Origin of the sequence: Enterobacter sp. 04-C-12-SI-ECC (assembly GCF_047530715.1) — a bacterium.
In the GTDB taxonomy this organism is placed as follows: Bacteria; Pseudomonadota; Gammaproteobacteria; order Enterobacterales; family Enterobacteriaceae; genus Enterobacter; species Enterobacter bugandensis.
This window is the reverse complement of the sequence record NZ_JBLKDI010000036.1, coordinates 1-16721: the sequence shown is the minus strand read 5'-3', so window position 1 is coordinate 16721 and position 16721 is coordinate 1. Positions and strand designations below refer to the sequence as shown.

The following is a 16721-nucleotide window of genomic DNA, read 5'->3' as shown; positions in this document are numbered from 1 at the left end:
GCCTCAGCATTTTATTATGGTGATCCCCTGGGCGAAATGCGCCTGGTAAGCAGAGTTTTTGAAATGTAAGGCCTTTGAATAAGACAAAAGGCTGCCTCATCGCTAACTTTGCAACAGTGCCCTTTATCAAGTCTATACCGCCGTCGGGCAGATCACCGACATCGCGCTCCAACCCGGGGAGCAGCTTGTCGGCGCAGGCCCGGTGGCCGCCGGCGACACAGTGCACTGGATCATCGGCGACACCGAGAGCGGATCGGGGGCAACGCGCCAGATCCACATCCTAGTAAAGCCCACCCGCGCCGACCTGATGACAAACCTCGTCATCAACACCAACATGCGCACCTATCACATGGAGCTGCGCTCGACAGAGCGCACCTATATGGCGTCGGTCTCATGGCAGTATCCGCAAGACCAGCTCATTGCGCTGCGCCGTCAGAACGCCGAGGCGCAGGCGGCCCAGCCGGTGGCGAGCGGCGTCGATCTCGCGAACGTCAACTTCCGCTATGCGATCGAGGGCGACCGTGCGCCGTGGCGGCCGCTGCGCGCCTTCGACGACGGACGCCAGGTCTTTATCGAGTTTCCGCGCGGCATCGGTCAGGGCGAGATGCCGCCACTCTTCGTCGTCGGCCCCGAGGGCAACACCTCTGAGCTCGTGAACTATCGCGTTCGCGGCCACCACATGATCGTTGATCGTCTGTTCGCGGCTGCCGAACTTCGCTTCGGCTCCGGCCGCGAGCAGAAGCGCGTCAGGATCGTCCGCACAGACGGGAGGCCGACCTCGTGAGCGAGAACCCGCCCCGGATTGAGGAAGTGCCGGACGACGATGCGCAGCCCCTGACCGGCGAGCCGGTCGGGCCTGCGCCGATGCGGCTGCGGGCCGAACCGCCCCGCGTCACCCGGTTGTCGCGGAAGGTTCTCGCCGGCCTCGGTCTTGTCGCCAGCGTCGGGCTCGGAGGTGCGCTGATCTACGCGCTTCAGACCCGCGACGCCGGTCGGCCGAACGACGAACTCTATTCGACCGAGAACCGCTCGACCGCTGACGGACTGGCCGGCCTGCCGCGAGATTACAGTGGCGTGCCACAGCTCGGTCCCCCTCTTCCCGGTGACCTCGGCCGGCCGATCCTTAGTACCCAGGATCGCGGACAGCCGGTGCCCACACCCGGGACGGCCACGCCCAATCCCGGCATCAGCCCGGAAGAGCAGCGCCGCCTTCAGGAAATCGAGACCGCGCGCACCAGCCGTCTCTTCTCCGGATCGGAAAGCCGGGGCACACCCGCTGCTGCGGGAGCTGCCCCAGCGCTCGCGCCGGTGCCGGATTTGGCGAGCATTGGCCTCGCTCCGCCGCCCGCCACGCCCTCGGCGCAGGACCGGCAGAACGCGTTTCTGAACGCCGCGGCCGATCGCAGGACGGTTGCGCCCGATCGCGTCGCTGCGCCAGTATCGCCGAACGTCCTTCAGGCGGGAGCAGTGATATCCGCGGCGCTGATCACCGGCATCCGATCCGATCTACCCGGCCAGATCACCGCGCAGGTCACCGAAAACATCTACGACAACCCAACCGGCCGTATCTTGCTTGTGCCGCAAGGCACTCGTGTGGTCGGGCAGTACGACAACAACGTGCAGTTCGGCCAGAGCCGAGTCCTGCTCGTCTGGACTCGGCTCGTCTTCCCGAACGGGCGCTCGATCGTTCTCGAGCGCCAGCCTGGTGCTGACGCTGAAGGGTTCGCCGGGCTGCAGGATGGCGTCGATTACCATTGGTGGGATCTGGCCAAGGCTGCGGGATTGTCGACACTGCTGAGCGTCGGCGCCGAACTCGCGGTCGACAACGACGATCAGCTCGTTCAGGCGATCCGGAACGGTGGGCAGGACACCATCAACGACGCAGGGCAGCAGATTGTGAGGCGTCAGCTCAACGTCGCGCCCACGATCACTATTCGGCCCGGATTTCCCGTGCGCGTTCTCGTGACGCGAGACTTGGTACTGGAGCCATATGGAGGGTGATGATGTCGAAGCTTAAGCTAGGCCCCATCGCGGACGACAAGCCGCTTAAGGTACAGGTCGAGCTACCTGCAGCTCTCCACCAGGACCTTGTTGACTACGCCCACCTATTGGGCCGAGAGCAAGGTCAGTCCGCTGTTGACCCAGCTCGGTTAATCGTCCCGATGTTACAACGGTTCATCGCGACAGACCGTGGCTTCGCCAAAGCCAGGCGAACGTTGACGCCGGGGAGCGCCGATTAATCCGTGGTCCCCGCTCTAGAGGGGGTGTCGAAACACTTCAGCAGCAGCGGCAGAGTCGGGTTGTCGTTGTCACTGGAAGAAATTATAGCGGCCGTCGGCGCCCGCGCCGATGGGAGCGGGATCAACGCGATATCCGGCCGGTAGATCACGCTGGTGATGGTCAAGCCGAAGCCCTGTTCGACCATCGTCAGCAGGGTTTCTCGGCTGACTTGTTGGATCGAGAGTTGAACCGCTCCGTCTCCGGCGCCCACCATGCGCCGGAGTATGCCAGCGAGCTCACGCCCAGCGCCATCCGAGCGAACGAGGAAGACTTCGTCACAAACGTCCTCCCACGACAGCTGTGGCCGTGCTGCCAACTCGTGAAGCGGGGACAATGCCACGAACAGATCTGGTTCGCAGAGACGTCGAACTTGGAACTGAGGGCTCTTGCTCGCACTCAGGCTGATTGCTGCGTCCAGTAATCCACGCTTCACCCCCAAAGTGTTTTCTTCTGAAGTGCCTTCCTCAAGCTTTACCTCGATCGTCGGATGTCTATTTCTGAATGCCGAGAGAATGTTGATGATCGGGCACGCCGGGAACGCTTCAAGCATTCCAAACCTCACGAGCCCGGTCTTGAGTTTCCGCGCGGAGCGGATCTCCGTTGCGGCGTTACGAAGGTAGCGCGCTCCCACCACCGCTTGTTGAAGGAAGCGCTCACCTTCTGGAGTCAGCCCTGCCCCCGCTCGCGTACGCTTGAAGAGAGAAAAGCCAAGTTGGCGCTCAAACAGCTGCACACGTCGGCTGACGGTGGATTGCGATATCGATAGGCGCTCCGCCGCTCGGCGGAAGCTGCCGGCCTCGGCGACCTGAACGGCGTACTTCAGGTATCGGAGATCAAGAGTCAGGTCGGGCATGAGACCCGTCCGATCATACCGGCGGTCTCATCGGCGAACCGCCTGCGCCCGGTGAGCGGCACCCATGCACGTCCACTTTCATCGAGCCCACCCCCGCTAGCGCCTGGGGAACGAGCACGTCCGTTGATCTCAGATGTGGAATCCGAGCTGAGCCCCTCAATGAGCATGACCATGTCCGAATCTGTCATAGATGCATGCGGCGGTCATACATTTTCACACGCTTGAAGTCTATGCGCGAAGCATATATTCTTGCGGTATGGAGCCTGAGGTCGCCAAGTACCATTTAGGTGCACTCGCGTTGGCCGTTGCAGACAGCATCGCCAGTGTCTCGGCCTCGTTTTCACCAAGCGGCCCGGGGACCGCCGTGATGGTGTTACTCAGCATGGAGCCCGGACTGCCGATCAGCGTTTTGGCTACCTCGATCGGGCTTTCTCATGCCGGGACGGTGCGATTGATCGATAGGCTCGAGCGCGAACAGTTGGTGGAACGACGAAGACAAATCACCGACAGGCGGGCGCGCTTCATTCACCTCACCAATTCGGGGAAGAAGATAACGGACGCCTTGCTCAAGGCACGGGAGCAGGTGATCTCCGAATGTATTTCGCCCCTGTCGCCCAATGACCTCGACATTCTAGGCATGCTGTCGGAGCGGCTCCTTGTGGCAAACGGCTTCGACAAAGATGGCTCGGTCAGCCTTTGCCATCTGTGCGGCTACAGCAGGATCGCGCCTTCCCGTGGTAAAGCTAAGCCGGGGCGCTCGCCACGCTGGAACGTCGCATCAGAAGGCTGACGATATGATCAGGCAGGCTTGAAATAATGGGATCGTTTGCGCTCGAACTTCTTCTATGCGTACTTGCCTTCGGGTTCGGATATGCGGCGAACCAAGGCGGAACCTGTTTAGTGGTGGCCGCTCATGAGTTACACAGAAGACAGCCGCCGAAAATGTTCGTCGGATTTCTCGCAGCGTCGGCAGCGGCAGGCCTGGTTGCGGTCCCGATAGTCTGGACGGGAACACTGGGCGCAACACTCGCACCCTCGACCAGCATCAATTTCCTCCTGCTCATCGGCGCCATCGCCTTCGGCCTCGGCGCACTCATTAATGACACATGCCTGCTCGGATCGCTGGCGCGGCTTGGGGATGGGGAGATGCGACTTCTAGCTCTACCCTTGGGATTAACGATTGGTATCTTGGCTGCCGACCATGGCAGGTTCGGCTACGATTCAACATGGCCAAGCTTAATCTCCAAACCGAGCGCAACAGGCCTCGTTACTCTCCTAGCCTTCCTAGTTGTGCTCGTGCTGGCACTCGTTTTCGTTTCCACGAAGAGCGTTCTGCGAACAAAGCCGGGTTGGTCGTTCGGCGCTTCGATGATTGGACTCGGTATCACTGGCGGACTTCTATATGCACTCTCGCCGGCCTGGACCTTCGCAGACGTGATTCAACGCGCCCTTCCTCTCAGAATGTCCCCGGCCGGCGAGGTCGCGCTCACTGCGGTGATCTCTTCGATCGCAGGCGCCCTAACCGCCTCCTTTCGCCAAGGCAATCTGCGTCTCCAACTGCCGACAGCCAATGGCATTCTGCGATCTGTCGTCGGCGGCACATTGATGGGTATCGGCATCGCGCTCATACCCGGCGGGAATGATGGGTTGATCCTCGCAGCGGTTCCGACTCTTTCACCTGGTGGGATAGTCGCCTACCTTCTGATGACGACGACAATCGTCTTCGGATTTGCAGCGCGTGGTAAGTTATTCCGGCGCTGCCTTTCACGGCCATGATAAGGGCAACAGAGGACTTGCCCTCCTGACATGAGCATTTATCCCGACCGGGAATATCGGCTGACTAGCTCGTATGCCTTTGCAGGCCCTTGGACCATGATGACCACTTCAAAGGCCGCCGGCCCCAGAATCCTGTAGGTTGCATGGTAGGTGTCGTCTCCGCAGGCATAGACGCCACTCGCTTCCAACCCGGTATCCGTCCGCGAGAAACTCAAGCTGAGGAACTGCGTCCCGATATGAGGTCCGTCTGCGAACTCGACGACAACACTGTCCTCGCTCAAGCGATAGCGATACTGCCGGCACGCGGAGAATACTCTGCCATCTGCCAGTGAGAGAATGCCGCTCTCTCGATAAGCGAGCGCGCCTTCGCCGATCGCTGCTACGATTTCGGTGGGCATGGTTATCTCGTCCAGGGCCGCGTCCATCCGTACAGGCTGGACGTTTGCCAACGGGCTATAGGCCCACCCGGAGCGCCAGCCCCATCAAGTCAAAATCCCGCAAAGGTCGCGCGTTTGCTGGGTAAAGGCATCGCCGATGAGGATGGCTTCGTGAGGCAGCGAAGCGCGAGCCAGCCGCTCGACATATCTCGCTTATTAGTATATGGTATATGCGTCGCGCATATACTGCAACGCCTGCCCGAAGCACGTAGACGACGTTCGTGACGTTCCCACGGGACCACTGTTGAGGAATTTTAGATGAGCATTTTCGACCGTTATGAATTTCTTGTCCCCGAGCACGGTCGGAGGGATCTTGGCCTGCTTAGATGGGCTCTCGTGATCGTATTTCTGTGGTTCGGCGCGATGAAGTTCACAGCGTACGAGGCCTATGGTATCGCCCCGTTTATCGAACACAGCCCGATCATGAATTGGCTCGGCATGTTCGGGACGCAGGGGCAAAGCTATTTCATCGGCGTTATCGAGTTATCGACCGGTCTCGTTCTGATCCTTGGTGCATTTCGTCCACTCTTCTCTGCGCTAGGCGCACTAATGTCAGCAGCGACCTATCTGATCACGCTGACCTTTTTCATCACCACTCCAGGTGTCGCGGAGCAGACTGCCGGCGGCTTTCCTGCGATTTCGGCTGCACCAGGGCAGTTTCTACTGAAGGACGCAGTTCTGCTAGCGGCGTCCCTCGTGCTGCTGCGTGCTTCGGTCCGCCACAGAGGGGCGCTTGTGCTCTCGTGACTGTGGTCCTCTCGTGACGGCGGGCGTGCAAATCCTGCAGAACCTCCGCGGGGCATGGATGCTCCGTCGCGATATCGAGCCCGGAGGCGCTCAGCTGCATGGCGACGCGGTCTTCGCCCGTTTCGCCGCAATCCCCGACGTCGTGGAGCACGGACTGTTCCTCAATGGGATTGATACAATCGTGATCGCGCGCGGTGACACGATGGAAGTGCGACGCCGGGGGCAAGCTAGGTCTCGCTGATCTGCACCTGCGCGGCCTGGATGACAGCGCTGACGCGGAGTGATTCTCGGGCGCGACCTACGGCGATTCCGAGCGAAAAGGCTTGCCCTATAGCCGCCAGGTATCAACGGTTCCGCGGCCTTAACGAGCCGGACCCGTTTTTTTCGGCGCGCTCGATCAGTCGAAATCCTCCGAAACCCTTCTAAAACAGGACATTTTCCACAAGCCGCGCGGAGGAAGAGGACCACGGTATGGCTTGCTGTCTATGCTCCGCGCACATATAGATGTGGCAATGGATGGACCTCGAGATCGAAACATTTTCGGGGCGTTCGCACTCATGATCAGCGACGACATCGTTCGCGCTAGTTCATCGCGGGCGCCGGAAGCTGGACCCGCCGCCTCAGCGCTGGCGTTGCTCGCGCACAAGCCCGGGCTCTCGATCCGTATGCTTGCGATCGGGGTGGGCCTTTCACATGCTGGAACTGTTCGCCTGGTGGATAGATTGGTAAGCGAGGGATTGATCGAGCGTAGGGAGCATTCGACAGACGGGCGCGCGCGATCCCTCTATCTTACTCCAACTGGCAAGGTCGCGAGCGACGAGGTCCTGGCCTCGCGCGATCAAGTGATTGCCGAAGGGCTATCGATCCTTAATCCAGACGAACTGAAAACCTTATCGGACATCGCTGAACGCGTTCTCCGAAATCGCTTGGAAAACCTCGAGCAGTCATACCGCATCTGCCGCTTGTGCTGCTACGAGGGCTGCACGAACTGCCCCGTCGATGCCGAATTGCATGAGCGAGGTGTGGACCGCGAGAAGAACGACGACGCGTAGGAGACTCGCAATTGCGGCAGCTCAACGCTGCTCAGATGGCGGGGCTTCATAATGTCAGCGAGCCTACCATCAGCCGCATTCTTTTGGCTACGCGTCAAGCCGGCCGATCGGGCATGGCGGTCTCATTCTAATATGTCGGTGATCGCCCCACTTTTAGCCGCTCAATTGATCGGAACGCGGTTTCGGAAGCGGCCGTTCAAACCACTCGCTGCATTCCCATTTCTCTATGTCCGATAGGTAGTTTCGGGGAAAAGCAGTCGGGAACAGGTTTCGGGAACGCATGCTCCGGCAGGAGCGCAGCGCGCGTCCCAAACGCGTTTTCCCGGTAGAGCTTCCCAATCGGCAAAGTGCGGGCCACCTCAGACTGCGAACGCGAAAAACCGCCTGGCTGGTCACTCAAGGCAGGGTAACGACGATTTTCGCTGCGGATACACCCGCCTTCAGGGCTTCCAAGGCAGCCTGGAGCATTTCAAGGCCCTGGCCCACGATCTTCGCCGGAGGGGCGGGGACGAACGTGCGCGCCGCGAGAGCCTGCGGCAGGAATTCGCGGTAGATCATTGGACCAACCTCGTCATCCTTGAGGCTCGTCCCGGAGATGTGCGTCGCCTCGACTCCAAATGAACGCTCGTCGGGCGGGGCCAGCGTCGCTGCCACCCGGCGCGAGCCCTCGCATCTCGCAACTACGGCAAAACAGTCTTTCATGTGACCGGTCGCGTGAAGCGTTCCAGCGAGACTGCGCCCGCGCATTGCCTCAATCACGTCTTCCACGATGGCTGGACTCGAGTGGTCAAGAACCTCGCTTGCACCCAGCTCCTTCAACAGGCCGACGTTGCGCGCCGAAGCGGTGGCGACGCACCTGTAGCCCGACGCCACCGCGAGCTGGATGGCGTTGCAGCCAACGCTCGACGATCCACCCCAGACCAGAACGACCTCTGGACGCGCGGTCGGCGAGTGTAACGGTGGCGCGAGAGCCAACTGTGTCCGTCCGTAGAGCCCGCTTGCGGCGGTGCCAAGGCCAAGCGGGAGGACTGCCGCATCAGCGAAGGCAATGTTGTTGGGGATCGGCGCCGCCATGTGGTCCAGCACGATCGTGTGGTGCTGGAACGCACCCTGCGCAGGTTGATTTACGGTTGTCCCGACCGCCTGTCCGATGACTCGATCGCCGACCTTGAACCGCTCGACCGCGCCACCGACCGCCGCGACCTCACCGGAGACGTCGCTGCCGAGAATCGCGGGATAGTCGAGCCATGGCAAAAGCGCGACGTCCTGCAGAATCCAGTCGAGTGGGTTGATCGCGATGGCCGCGTTGCGGATCAATATCTCGTTCGCCGCCAGATGCGGCAGAGCGGTGACACCGATCCTCAGTGGCTGCCCCGGCGCTTTCTGCCAGGCGGCCTGATTAGTCACGGTTTCGGTCATCATCAACTCTTTCTGTCAAGTATTACAGCTGGGCGTTCGTCTGAGCGGTCCAACCGCCAGGTCGGGCGCACGAAGTGGCAGCTATAGCCCCCAGGATAGCGCACCAGGTATTCTTGGTGCTCTGGCTCCGCCTCCCAAAAGGGTTCTTCTGGGTTGATCTCCGACACGACCGGGCCTGGCCAGCTTCCTGATGCCTCGATTTCCGCGATGGTTGTGAGGGCGACTTCCTTCTGCACTTCGGTGGTGTAGAAAATCGCCGATCGATAGCTCGGACCGACATCGCTGCCTTGTTGCTCGTAGGTCGTGGGGTCATGTATCTGGAAGAAGAGTTCCAAGAGCGAGCGATAGGCGAGAACGGAAGGGTCGAAGGTCACTTCCACTGCTTCCGCATGGCCGTAATGTCTCGCGTAGGTCGGATCAGGCATTTCTCCGCCTGTGTAACCGACACGCGTCGAAATGACTCCCCTGGCTCGGCGCAGCAAATCCTCCATGCCCCAGAAGCAGCCGCCTGCGAGAATTGCTCGCTCTGTCGCGGCCGCCCTATTGCCGGTAGGCGATTGGCTCACAGTCCGTTCGCCCTCCTCCGTGTGCGCCACGGTCAAGCCAGCCTCGCGGGATCCGCAGCCTGACTGGCGCTCAAGAGCTCGGTCTGCACGTCCGAACCCCGGATGAGACTCAGATCGACGGGACACCGATCAGCGATCGCGAGGATCCGAGCGCGCTGATCATCACTCAGCGGCCCATCGAGGACAATGGTGCGGGTGAACCGGTCGGGTGGCATCATGTCCGGCACCTTCTCGTGCTGCACGGTCGTGCTCGCCCGTTCGAGCGGAAAGCCCTTGCGGTTCGCATAGAGACGCATCGTCATCACCGTGCAGGCTGCGAGGCCGGCAGATACGAGTTCGTAGGGAGATAGTCCGGTCCCGAGGCCACCGACCGATGCTGGCTCGTCGGCGAACAGAGTGTGCTCGCCGCTGCGGACCTTGAGCTGGAACGTCCCTGCAAGAGTTTCGGTGGAGACGACGCCCTCCGCAACCTCGACCTGCGGAAGATCCGCGCTGAGTGGTGGGAGAAAGCGGCTCGCCCAAACCGCCACCATGGCCGCGGCGTAGTTCGCGTCCGCGACGTCGGTGAGAAGGTGATCCGCGTTGTCGAGCGAGATGAAGCTTTTAGGGTGCCTGGACGCGACGAAGATGCGCGACGCGTGGTCGATGCCGACCACCTGATCCAGCGGAGAGTGCATGACCAGCACCGGCCGTCGCAGGGAGGCAATGGCCTTCTCGACGTCGATCCCCTCAACCGCCTCAAGGAACCCTCGGCGAATGAGGAAGGGCCTACCGGCAATCTCCACCGAGGCCTCGCCCTCGCTCGCGATGGTGTCCAGATCATTCGGTCCGAAGAGGCGCAAGATATGCTGAAGGTCGGCCGGCGCACCAATCGTCGCTACCGCCGCAATATCAGGCATGTCGGCGGCGGCTACGATCGCAGCGGTGCCACCCAGGCTGTGCCCGACGAGGAGGGACGGTGACATGCCCGCCGCCGCCATCGCATTTGCGGCGGCCCGAAGGTCCTCGACGTCCGACGCGAAGTTCACAGGTTCTCCCGTCCCACCGCCGATCCCGGTCCCGGCGAAATCGAACCTCAAGACCCCGATGCCCGCACGCGACAGCGCGCGCGAGATGTGAACAGCGGCGCGACTGTCTTTCCCGCACGTGAAGCAGTGGGCGAAGATCGCCCAGCCCCGCGGCGTCCCTTCCGGCGGTTCGAGGTGCCCGGACAGCGGAGAGCCAGCCCCACTGACAAACGTAAATGATCTTCCTGCCATGTCCATCAAACCTCCAGCACGCGGCTTGGCGGTTGCGCTCTCAGAACCTTCGACGGAGCTGAGCGGAGCGCACCGCCAACCGGTAATCGTCATCTCAGGCTATCATTTATATGTCTGGCGCATATAGACAAGCCCCTATACCATGATTATATGCGCCAAGCATACTTCTGCGACCTGCTTTCCAAAGGCGGTCTCACGGAAGAGGTATCAGTCAGGCGCGTGGGCCAAAGGACTATGGAACTCAATCAAGTCAGCTATTTCATCAACTTGGCCGAGACGCTGAATTTCACAGCGGCCGCTCGCTTGAGCGGTGTGTCACAGCCAAGTCTGACCCGCGCGATCCGCCGCTTGGAAGATGAGCTTGGCGGGCCGCTGATCTATCGCGACGGGAAGAACAGCCGCCTGACTGGCCTTGGCCATGACGTCGAGGCAGAATTCCGGCGCATGGTGGTCGCGATGAAGAGCGTTCGCAATCACTCGGAGCACTGGGCGATGGGGGGGCACCGCGTGCTGGATGTCGCCGTCGCGCCCACCGTCGGACCAAAGGAATTTACGGCATTCTTCGAGAGCGCATTGGCGGAGATGCCATCCATCGAAATCAAGCTGCACTCGCTCCAGTCGAACGAGGACACATCGGAGGTGCTTTCAGGAAAATACCACGCGTGCATCATGCCGCGTGAAACAAGACCGGAACGCAAGCTGGATGTGCATCCTCTATTTCGGGAGCGCTTCGTGCTCGGCTGTTCTGCAAACCATCCCTTGGCTGCCAACGAGATCGTGCGCGGCGAAGACCTGCTCGAGTTTCCTTTCGTCGATCGCCTGAAATGCGAGTTTCGCGATCGGATCCTCGATCACTTCGCGCGACGGGACTTGCTCATGCGACCTCGCTTTCGATCAGATCGCGAGGACTGGGTGCAACGGGTCGTCGCTGACGGCCACGCCATATGCATTCTTCCGGAACGATCGCCGACCGTGCAAGGCCTCGTCACTCGGCCGATCGACGGATTTGTCTTGGAGCGCGAAGTCGTGATCGCGACAGTATCCGGCTCCACGGCAACGGTCGAGATACGGAACATCGCGCAGCTGGCAGCCCGGTATGAGTGGAACTGAATCACGACGTGAAGAGCTTCGGCGCTATGGAAACTATACGCGCAGCGTATTGGATAAATCTGGGGCGCACTGCGATAGTCGGCGCAATGACTGCAAAGATAAATGACAGTGTGTCGAGCTCTCTAAATAGCTGCGCCTAATACCGCTACACTTTTGCCTGACCATGTTTTCCTCCGGGGAATGGGCTGGCGGTTTCCATAAAATGGCGGACCTTTTTCAGTAACTGCCACATTGAGCGGCACTGATGATTACGGGTTATCGTGTCATGAAGTGCCTGCCATAGCCGTTCCACATGATTCACCCACGGCGAGTAAACCGGCTGGTAAATTACCCTGAACTTGGGATTTGCTTTCAACCAGCGCTGTGTTTCGCGGCTTTTATGGATAATGTAGTTATCAACGATCAGCGTGATTGTTTTCGCCCGCCGGTAAGTGGCTTTCAGGTGCTTCAGCAGAGCGATAAACAGCGCTGAACTTTTGCTGTTGCCGCCCACGTAGCTGACTTTACCCGTGCCACTGTGCAGTGCGCCGGCCAGATAGTATTTTTCGTTCTGCCCCGGCGTCACTACCCGTTTCTGCTGTCCGCGCAACTGCCAGTCCGCACCGATTTTAGGATTAAGGTGGATATCCACTTCATCTTCATAAAATACCGGATGCTCTGCGCTGCATTCATCCAGCGCTTTGTGGATTACCGCCATCTTTTCATCTTTATGTGGGTCACGGATACGCAGAGTTGGCGCGGCCCTGCGCCATACAAGCCCCGCAGATGGCAACCAGCGGCGAACGGTTCCTGCATGTAACTGGCAACCGGTTATCTCATTGATTTTTAATGCCAGTAATTCGGTGCTCCAGCGTGAACGTTGATAACCAAAATCGCCGGGAGAATGCTTTATCAGCTCACGTAACAGGGTGCAGATATGTTCAAAAGGCCAGCGTCGGGAGCGCCCTGCGGGTAAGGATTTCAGGCCTTCAATACCTGAGTGCGTAAACCAGTTAATCCAGCGACCAACGGATGAACGAGCACAACAGAGAGTTCTGGCAACATCGCTGACCCGTTCACCCCGATGAAGCATCAGCATGGCCGTGAGTCTGCGGGCATGATTTTTATCGCGCGTTTTATGAATAGCTTTCTGCATCAGGCGTCGTTCGCCACGGGGTATTGGTGCTATGATCGGCATCGCTCAGTCCGGTTGGTGGTTTTGGTTGGTTTGGCGATTGATCAGATCGCACAATCCGGGCTGAGTTCCCTTTCAGTGATCTACTATTCCGCGCATCTATTTAGATTAATTATTGGAGACTATCATGAAGTTTGAGAAGTCACAGGCAGCAGTTGACCGCCTGACCCCCGAGCAACGCCGGATTACCCAGGATTCGGGGACCGAAAGGCCCTTCACGGGTGAGCACAACGACAACAAGGAGCCTGGCATCTACGTCGACATAGTGTCGGGAGAGCCGCTGTTCGCTTCAACGGACAAGTTCGATTCGGGTACTGGCTGGCCCAGCTTCACCAAGCCGATCGTTCCGGCAAACGTGAACGAGGTGCGGGACAGTGCACACGGCATGGTCCGGACGGAGGTCAGGTCGGTACACGCCGACAGCCATCTGGGCCACGTTTTCCCGGACGGTCCTTCCGACCGCGGCGGTCTGCGCTACTGCATCAACTCTGCGTCCCTTCGCTTCATCCCGCGCGACGAGATGGAGTCCGAGGGATACGGTGAATATCTCGATCAAGTAGAGGAGGCTTAACATGCATCAGCGCGCTGTTCTCGCAGGAGGATGTTTCTGGGGCATGCAGGATCTGATCCGCAAGCGGCCCGGCATCATCTCGACCCGTGTGGGTTACACGGGCGGCGATATTCCGAACGCCACGTATCGTAATCACGGCACGCATGCCGAGGGGATCGAGATTGTCTTCGACCCGACAGTGACGAGCTACCGGCACATCCTGGAATTCTTCTTCCAGATCCACGATCCGACGACGCTGAACCGCCAGGGCAATGATCGTGGGCTCTCCTACCGGTCGGGCATCTATTATGTCGACGAGGAGCAGAAGCGCGTCGCCGAGGATACGATCGCCGATGTGGATGCCTCGGGGCTGTGGGATGGCAAAGTGGTGACCGAGGTCCAGCCGGTCGGCGAGTTCTGGGAGGCCGAGCCCGATCACCAGGATTATCTGGAGAAGCGGCCGGGCGGCTACACCTGCCACTTCGTCCGTCCCGACTGGGTTCTTCCAAAGCGGCATGAGGCCGGCGATGTGAGCCCTGCGGCCGGGGCTGCAGCGGAATAGGCTTCGCTGCCGTTAGTGCCGCGCCGATCCGGTTCGCAACCTCCGACGACCGCGTCAATCGACGCGGTCGTCGAACCCGGCCTTGAAGCAGATCATTCCATTCAGCCGCCGTCGCAGTGCCAGGATCCAGATATGACAGACCTCTCCTCCTTTCCCATCACGCAGCGCTGGCCAGCATCTTATCCGGATCGCTTGCAACTATACGCGGCCCCCACGCCCAACGGCGTCAAGGTCTCGATGATGCTGGAGGAGACTGGCCTGCCGTATGAGCCCCACTTCGTCGACATCTCGAACAACGAGTCGAAGGATCCAGCGTTCGTGTCGTTGAATCCCAACGGCCGCATACCCGCGATCATCGATCCGGCTGGCCCTGACGGCCAGCCCATTGGCATATGGGAAACCGGTGCGATCCTCATCTATCTGGCCGACAAGACGGGGCAGCTCATCTCAACAACACCCGCCCAGCGGTACGAGACTCTGGCCTGGGTGTTCTTTCAGGTGTCGGGCGTTGGGCCGACCTTCGGACAGCTAGGCTTTTTCCTGCGATTTGCCGGCAAGGACTATGAGGACAAGCGACCTCGGCAGCGCTTTGTTGATGAATCCAGGCGTCTTCTCGGGGTCCTGGATCACCGGCTGGAGGGCCGCGAATGGATTGTCGATGATTACTCGATCGCGGACATTGCGACGTTTGGCTGGGTGAATGCGCTGGTCGAATTCTACGCAGCGGGCGACATCCTCGGCCTAAGCAGCTATTCGAACGTGCAGGCATGGCTCGAACGCGGGCTGGCGCGACCGGCTGTACAGCGTGGCCTGCGAATTCCTGCGAGGCCTGCATGACCATTATCGCCGCATATTATTACAACGAAGGTAAGCGAGTCCGTGAAATCAGGCTCGATGAGCACGTCGAACTAAACGAGAATCGCTCGGGCTTCTGCTGGATCGCGCTTAGCGAGCCCACCGCAGACGAACTCAGCGCGATCCAGACGACGTATAACCTCCATCCTTTGGCGATCGACAACGCCATGCACCCGCTGTGCCCGCCCAAGCTCGAGGTCTACAACGATGAGTTGTACGTCGTCGCCCAGACCGCCGAGCTGGTCGGCGACCGGATCAGCTACGGCAAGATGGCGATCTTCACCGGTCACAATCACCTTATCACCGTGCGGCACGGCAATGCCGGAGCGCTGGGCAAACTTCGGGAGCAACTCGAGGCATCGCCGACGCAGTTCGGCAAGGGTGTCGACTATGTGCTGCACGCGATCTTGCACCGAGTGGTCGACCAGTATCTGCCCATCTTCGAAATGATCGAGGACGACGTCCTGGCGATGGAGCGACGGTCGCTGCACGATTTCCTCGGGCCAGAAGAGGTGGCGCGAATCTTCGAACTAAGGTCCGAACTCACGCGGTTCCAGCGCACGCTCGGGGCTATGGCCGAGCTGGTGCGAAAGCTCGTTCGCGGCCACTTTCCCTGCATCAGCGCCGAAATGACACCATATTTCCACGACGTCGCGGACCATGTCCACCGCGTGCAGTCCATGGTCGACGGCCTCCTGCTTGTCCTGTCCACGGTCTTCGAGGCCAGCAGCCTTCTGGAAGCGCAAAGGATCGGTGTGGTCACTCGCCAGCTCGCGGCCTGGGCGGCGATCTTGGCGGTCCCGACGGCGATCGCCGGAATATATGGCATGAACTTCAAGCACATGCCGGAACTGGACACGCCATATGGCTACTTCGTCGTGCTCGGAGTGATAGCGGTGTTCTGCCTTCTCCTATTCATGCGCTTCAAGAAGGCCAAGTGGCTATGAGTAACGCACTTCGCGAGCTTCTCCGTCCGCCGAGTCACAGCGCGCTTTGTGCGCGAGCGTGTCCAATCCAGTTCAAGATGAAGGTGCTTCCATGACCTCCCAGGTGACCGACGTTCTAGAAGCAGTCCAGTCATTCATCGCCAAAGGCTATGACCGCGAATACCGCGTCAAGGACGGCAATCTCGTCGATCTCGAACTAGGGTCAACCCTCGATGCATGCAGCATTCGCGTCGATGCGGCGTTGCGCCTCGAGAGCGGGGACGACGGCGAAGATGCCTCCAACATCTACGCGATCACCGATCCGGCGACAGAGCATAAAGGCCTGTTGATCGACGCCTTCGACGTGTTCCACGAAATCTGCCCCCGCGACTTGTCCGAGCGCCTTGTGGCGCATCGGGAAACAGCACCGGCAGGTGACCAGGACGCGCCGAGCAAGCACGGACTACGGAAAGTCTACAAGAGCGAGTTTCACAGCGATCCCGAGCGTTACGTTCTGCGCGAGGGCTTTCCAGACTTCCCGCCATGCCCTTTCGGCCAATCCTTCAGCATCCTCGGCTTCGATACCGCCGAGCAGGAATATGTCTGGCTCGTCACGAGCATCATTCGAGATCCTCGGCTGATCAGGGTTCCATACCAGGGCGAAGACGTCATCAGCGACGAATAGCGGTGTCGCTTAGCCGGAAAGGCTGGCCTTCCTGGCCCACACATCTGCAGGCTGAACTTTAAGAACATCGAAAATTAGGAGGTGATTATGGACTGGAACAAGGACCACATACGAGAAACTATGCTCTTGCTGGAGACAGCAGCGTTGCACAGCGCTCGCGAAAACTACCTGGACTATGTCTCTACCGCTCGGCTCGATCGGAGCGAACCGATCGAAAACGACGAACTAGCTCAGGCCGAGGTCGCGAGCGACTTCGCTGAAGCGCTCGATGACACGCTCCATGACTACGCCAATAAACTCGAAAAGCTCAGGACGATCGATTTCGGCCCCAAGTTGGGGTCGTCTCAGAAAACGGAATCTATGGTCACTCCCGTTTTTGCAACACCGATTTTGACGACAAGTTGGCTTGCTTGAATCTATCCGGCGTCTGAATGGGATTTTATTCCCGCGCCTTGATGAGTTCCGCGCCT

General features: G+C 59.9%; 19 protein-coding genes and 1 pseudogene. 14 read left to right on the top strand and 6 right to left on the bottom strand.

What is annotated here, in order from left to right:
- Positions 1–112 precede the first annotated feature (112 nt).
- From trbG to ACMWL8_RS24635, 3 genes and pseudogenes are all read left to right on the top strand, one after another.
- Positions 113–784 (top strand): annotated as a pseudogene (gene trbG, locus ACMWL8_RS24645) (P-type conjugative transfer protein TrbG); the annotation flags it as partial.
- The gene (locus ACMWL8_RS24640) at positions 781–2001 is read left to right on the top strand and encodes a TrbI/VirB10 family protein (protein ID WP_112000984.1); all 1221 of its coding nucleotides are present in this window, start codon (positions 781–783) and stop codon (positions 1999–2001) included. The pseudogene trbG and the gene ACMWL8_RS24640, both read left to right, overlap by 4 nt.
- 2 nt (positions 2002–2003) lie before the next feature.
- Complete coding sequence (locus tag ACMWL8_RS24635; protein WP_026227538.1) at positions 2004–2240, top strand: DUF2274 domain-containing protein; 237 nt, start codon at positions 2004–2006, stop codon at positions 2238–2240.
- Here the strand turns inward: ACMWL8_RS24635 and ACMWL8_RS24630 are convergent.
- A complete protein-coding gene (locus ACMWL8_RS24630) occupies positions 2237–3133 on the bottom strand; it encodes a LysR family transcriptional regulator (protein ID WP_011191354.1) in 897 nt (298 codons plus the stop codon). The two genes, ACMWL8_RS24635 and ACMWL8_RS24630, sit on opposite strands and share 4 nt — an antisense overlap.
- Positions 3134–3500: 367 nt before the next feature.
- On the opposite strand from ACMWL8_RS24630, the gene ACMWL8_RS24625 reads away from it, so the two are divergent.
- Positions 3501–3923, top strand: coding sequence for a MarR family winged helix-turn-helix transcriptional regulator (locus ACMWL8_RS24625; protein ID WP_223296479.1), 423 nt, complete (start codon positions 3501–3503; stop codon positions 3921–3923).
- Positions 3924–3949: 26 nt separating this feature from the next.
- On the top strand, positions 3950–4909 hold the full coding sequence (locus tag ACMWL8_RS24620) for a YeeE/YedE thiosulfate transporter family protein (protein ID WP_004099025.1): 960 nt from the start codon (positions 3950–3952) through the stop codon (positions 4907–4909).
- A 38-nt stretch (positions 4910–4947) separates the two neighbouring features.
- Here the strand turns inward: ACMWL8_RS24620 and ACMWL8_RS24615 are convergent, their stop codons facing one another.
- Complete coding sequence (locus ACMWL8_RS24615) at positions 4948–5307, bottom strand: DUF6314 family protein (protein WP_166479491.1); 360 nt, start codon at positions 5305–5307, stop codon at positions 4948–4950.
- A 297-nt stretch (positions 5308–5604) separates the two neighbouring features.
- On the opposite strand from ACMWL8_RS24615, the gene ACMWL8_RS24610 reads away from it, so the two are divergent.
- Both ACMWL8_RS24610 and ACMWL8_RS24605 read left to right on the top strand, forming a co-directional pair.
- Complete coding sequence (locus ACMWL8_RS24610) at positions 5605–6093, top strand: YkgB family protein (RefSeq protein ID WP_004099027.1); 489 nt, start codon at positions 5605–5607, stop codon at positions 6091–6093.
- Positions 6094–6650: 557 nt separating this feature from the next.
- Positions 6651–7145, top strand: coding sequence for a MarR family winged helix-turn-helix transcriptional regulator (locus tag ACMWL8_RS24605; protein WP_004099028.1), 495 nt, complete (start codon positions 6651–6653; stop codon positions 7143–7145).
- A gap of 396 nt (positions 7146–7541) precedes the next feature.
- Here ACMWL8_RS24605 and ACMWL8_RS24600 read toward each other — a convergent pair whose 3' ends face one another.
- Genes ACMWL8_RS24600 through ACMWL8_RS24590 form a run of 3 tightly spaced genes read right to left on the bottom strand, consistent with a single transcriptional unit; the run spans position 7542 to position 10395 of the window.
- Positions 7542–8567: a zinc-binding alcohol dehydrogenase family protein gene (locus ACMWL8_RS24600; protein ID WP_004357654.1), complete on the bottom strand. Its 1026-nt coding sequence runs from the start codon at positions 8565–8567 to the stop codon at positions 7542–7544.
- A complete protein-coding gene (gene msrA / locus ACMWL8_RS24595; RefSeq protein ID WP_011191350.1) occupies positions 8567–9130 on the bottom strand; it encodes a peptide-methionine (S)-S-oxide reductase MsrA in 564 nt (187 codons plus the stop codon). Before msrA (ACMWL8_RS24595) ends, ACMWL8_RS24600 begins: the two co-directional genes overlap by 1 nt.
- 32 nt (positions 9131–9162) lie before the next feature.
- Positions 9163–10395 carry a bifunctional alpha/beta hydrolase/OsmC family protein gene (locus ACMWL8_RS24590; RefSeq protein ID WP_004357650.1) on the bottom strand — a complete coding sequence of 411 codons (1233 nt, stop codon included), beginning with the start codon at positions 10393–10395 and terminating at the stop codon, positions 9163–9165.
- A 228-nt stretch (positions 10396–10623) separates the two neighbouring features.
- On the opposite strand from ACMWL8_RS24590, the gene ACMWL8_RS24585 reads away from it, so the two are divergent.
- On the top strand, positions 10624–11499 hold the full coding sequence (locus ACMWL8_RS24585) for a LysR family transcriptional regulator (protein ID WP_011191349.1): 876 nt from the start codon (positions 10624–10626) through the stop codon (positions 11497–11499).
- A 145-nt stretch (positions 11500–11644) separates the two neighbouring features.
- On the opposite strand, the gene ACMWL8_RS24580 is transcribed toward ACMWL8_RS24585, so the two are convergent.
- Complete coding sequence (locus ACMWL8_RS24580) at positions 11645–12676, bottom strand: IS630-like element ISEc33 family transposase (RefSeq protein ID WP_032425611.1); 1032 nt, start codon at positions 12674–12676, stop codon at positions 11645–11647.
- Between the two features lie 124 nt (positions 12677–12800).
- Between ACMWL8_RS24580 and msrB the strand changes: the two genes are divergently transcribed.
- From msrB to ACMWL8_RS24550, 6 genes are all read left to right on the top strand, one after another.
- Positions 12801–13244, top strand: a complete 444-nt coding sequence (gene msrB, locus ACMWL8_RS24575; RefSeq protein ID WP_004099035.1) for a peptide-methionine (R)-S-oxide reductase MsrB — start codon at positions 12801–12803, stop codon at positions 13242–13244.
- Between the two features lies 1 nt (position 13245).
- Positions 13246–13785 (top strand): peptide-methionine (S)-S-oxide reductase MsrA, encoded by a 540-nt coding sequence (gene msrA, locus ACMWL8_RS24570; RefSeq protein WP_004099036.1) that lies wholly within the window; start codon positions 13246–13248, stop codon positions 13783–13785.
- Between the two features lie 132 nt (positions 13786–13917).
- Positions 13918–14622, top strand: coding sequence for a glutathione S-transferase N-terminal domain-containing protein (locus ACMWL8_RS24565; protein WP_004099038.1), 705 nt, complete (start codon positions 13918–13920; stop codon positions 14620–14622).
- The gene (locus ACMWL8_RS24560) at positions 14619–15587 is read left to right on the top strand and encodes a magnesium and cobalt transport protein CorA (RefSeq protein WP_039392455.1); all 969 of its coding nucleotides are present in this window, start codon (positions 14619–14621) and stop codon (positions 15585–15587) included. The genes ACMWL8_RS24565 and ACMWL8_RS24560 overlap by 4 nt, the downstream gene beginning before the upstream one ends.
- 91 nt (positions 15588–15678) lie before the next feature.
- The gene (locus ACMWL8_RS24555) at positions 15679–16251 is read left to right on the top strand and encodes a hypothetical protein (RefSeq protein ID WP_004099040.1); all 573 of its coding nucleotides are present in this window, start codon (positions 15679–15681) and stop codon (positions 16249–16251) included.
- Between the two features lie 87 nt (positions 16252–16338).
- Positions 16339–16665: a hypothetical protein gene (locus ACMWL8_RS24550; protein WP_198421686.1), complete on the top strand. Its 327-nt coding sequence runs from the start codon at positions 16339–16341 to the stop codon at positions 16663–16665.
- Positions 16666–16721: the final 56 nt, after the last annotated feature.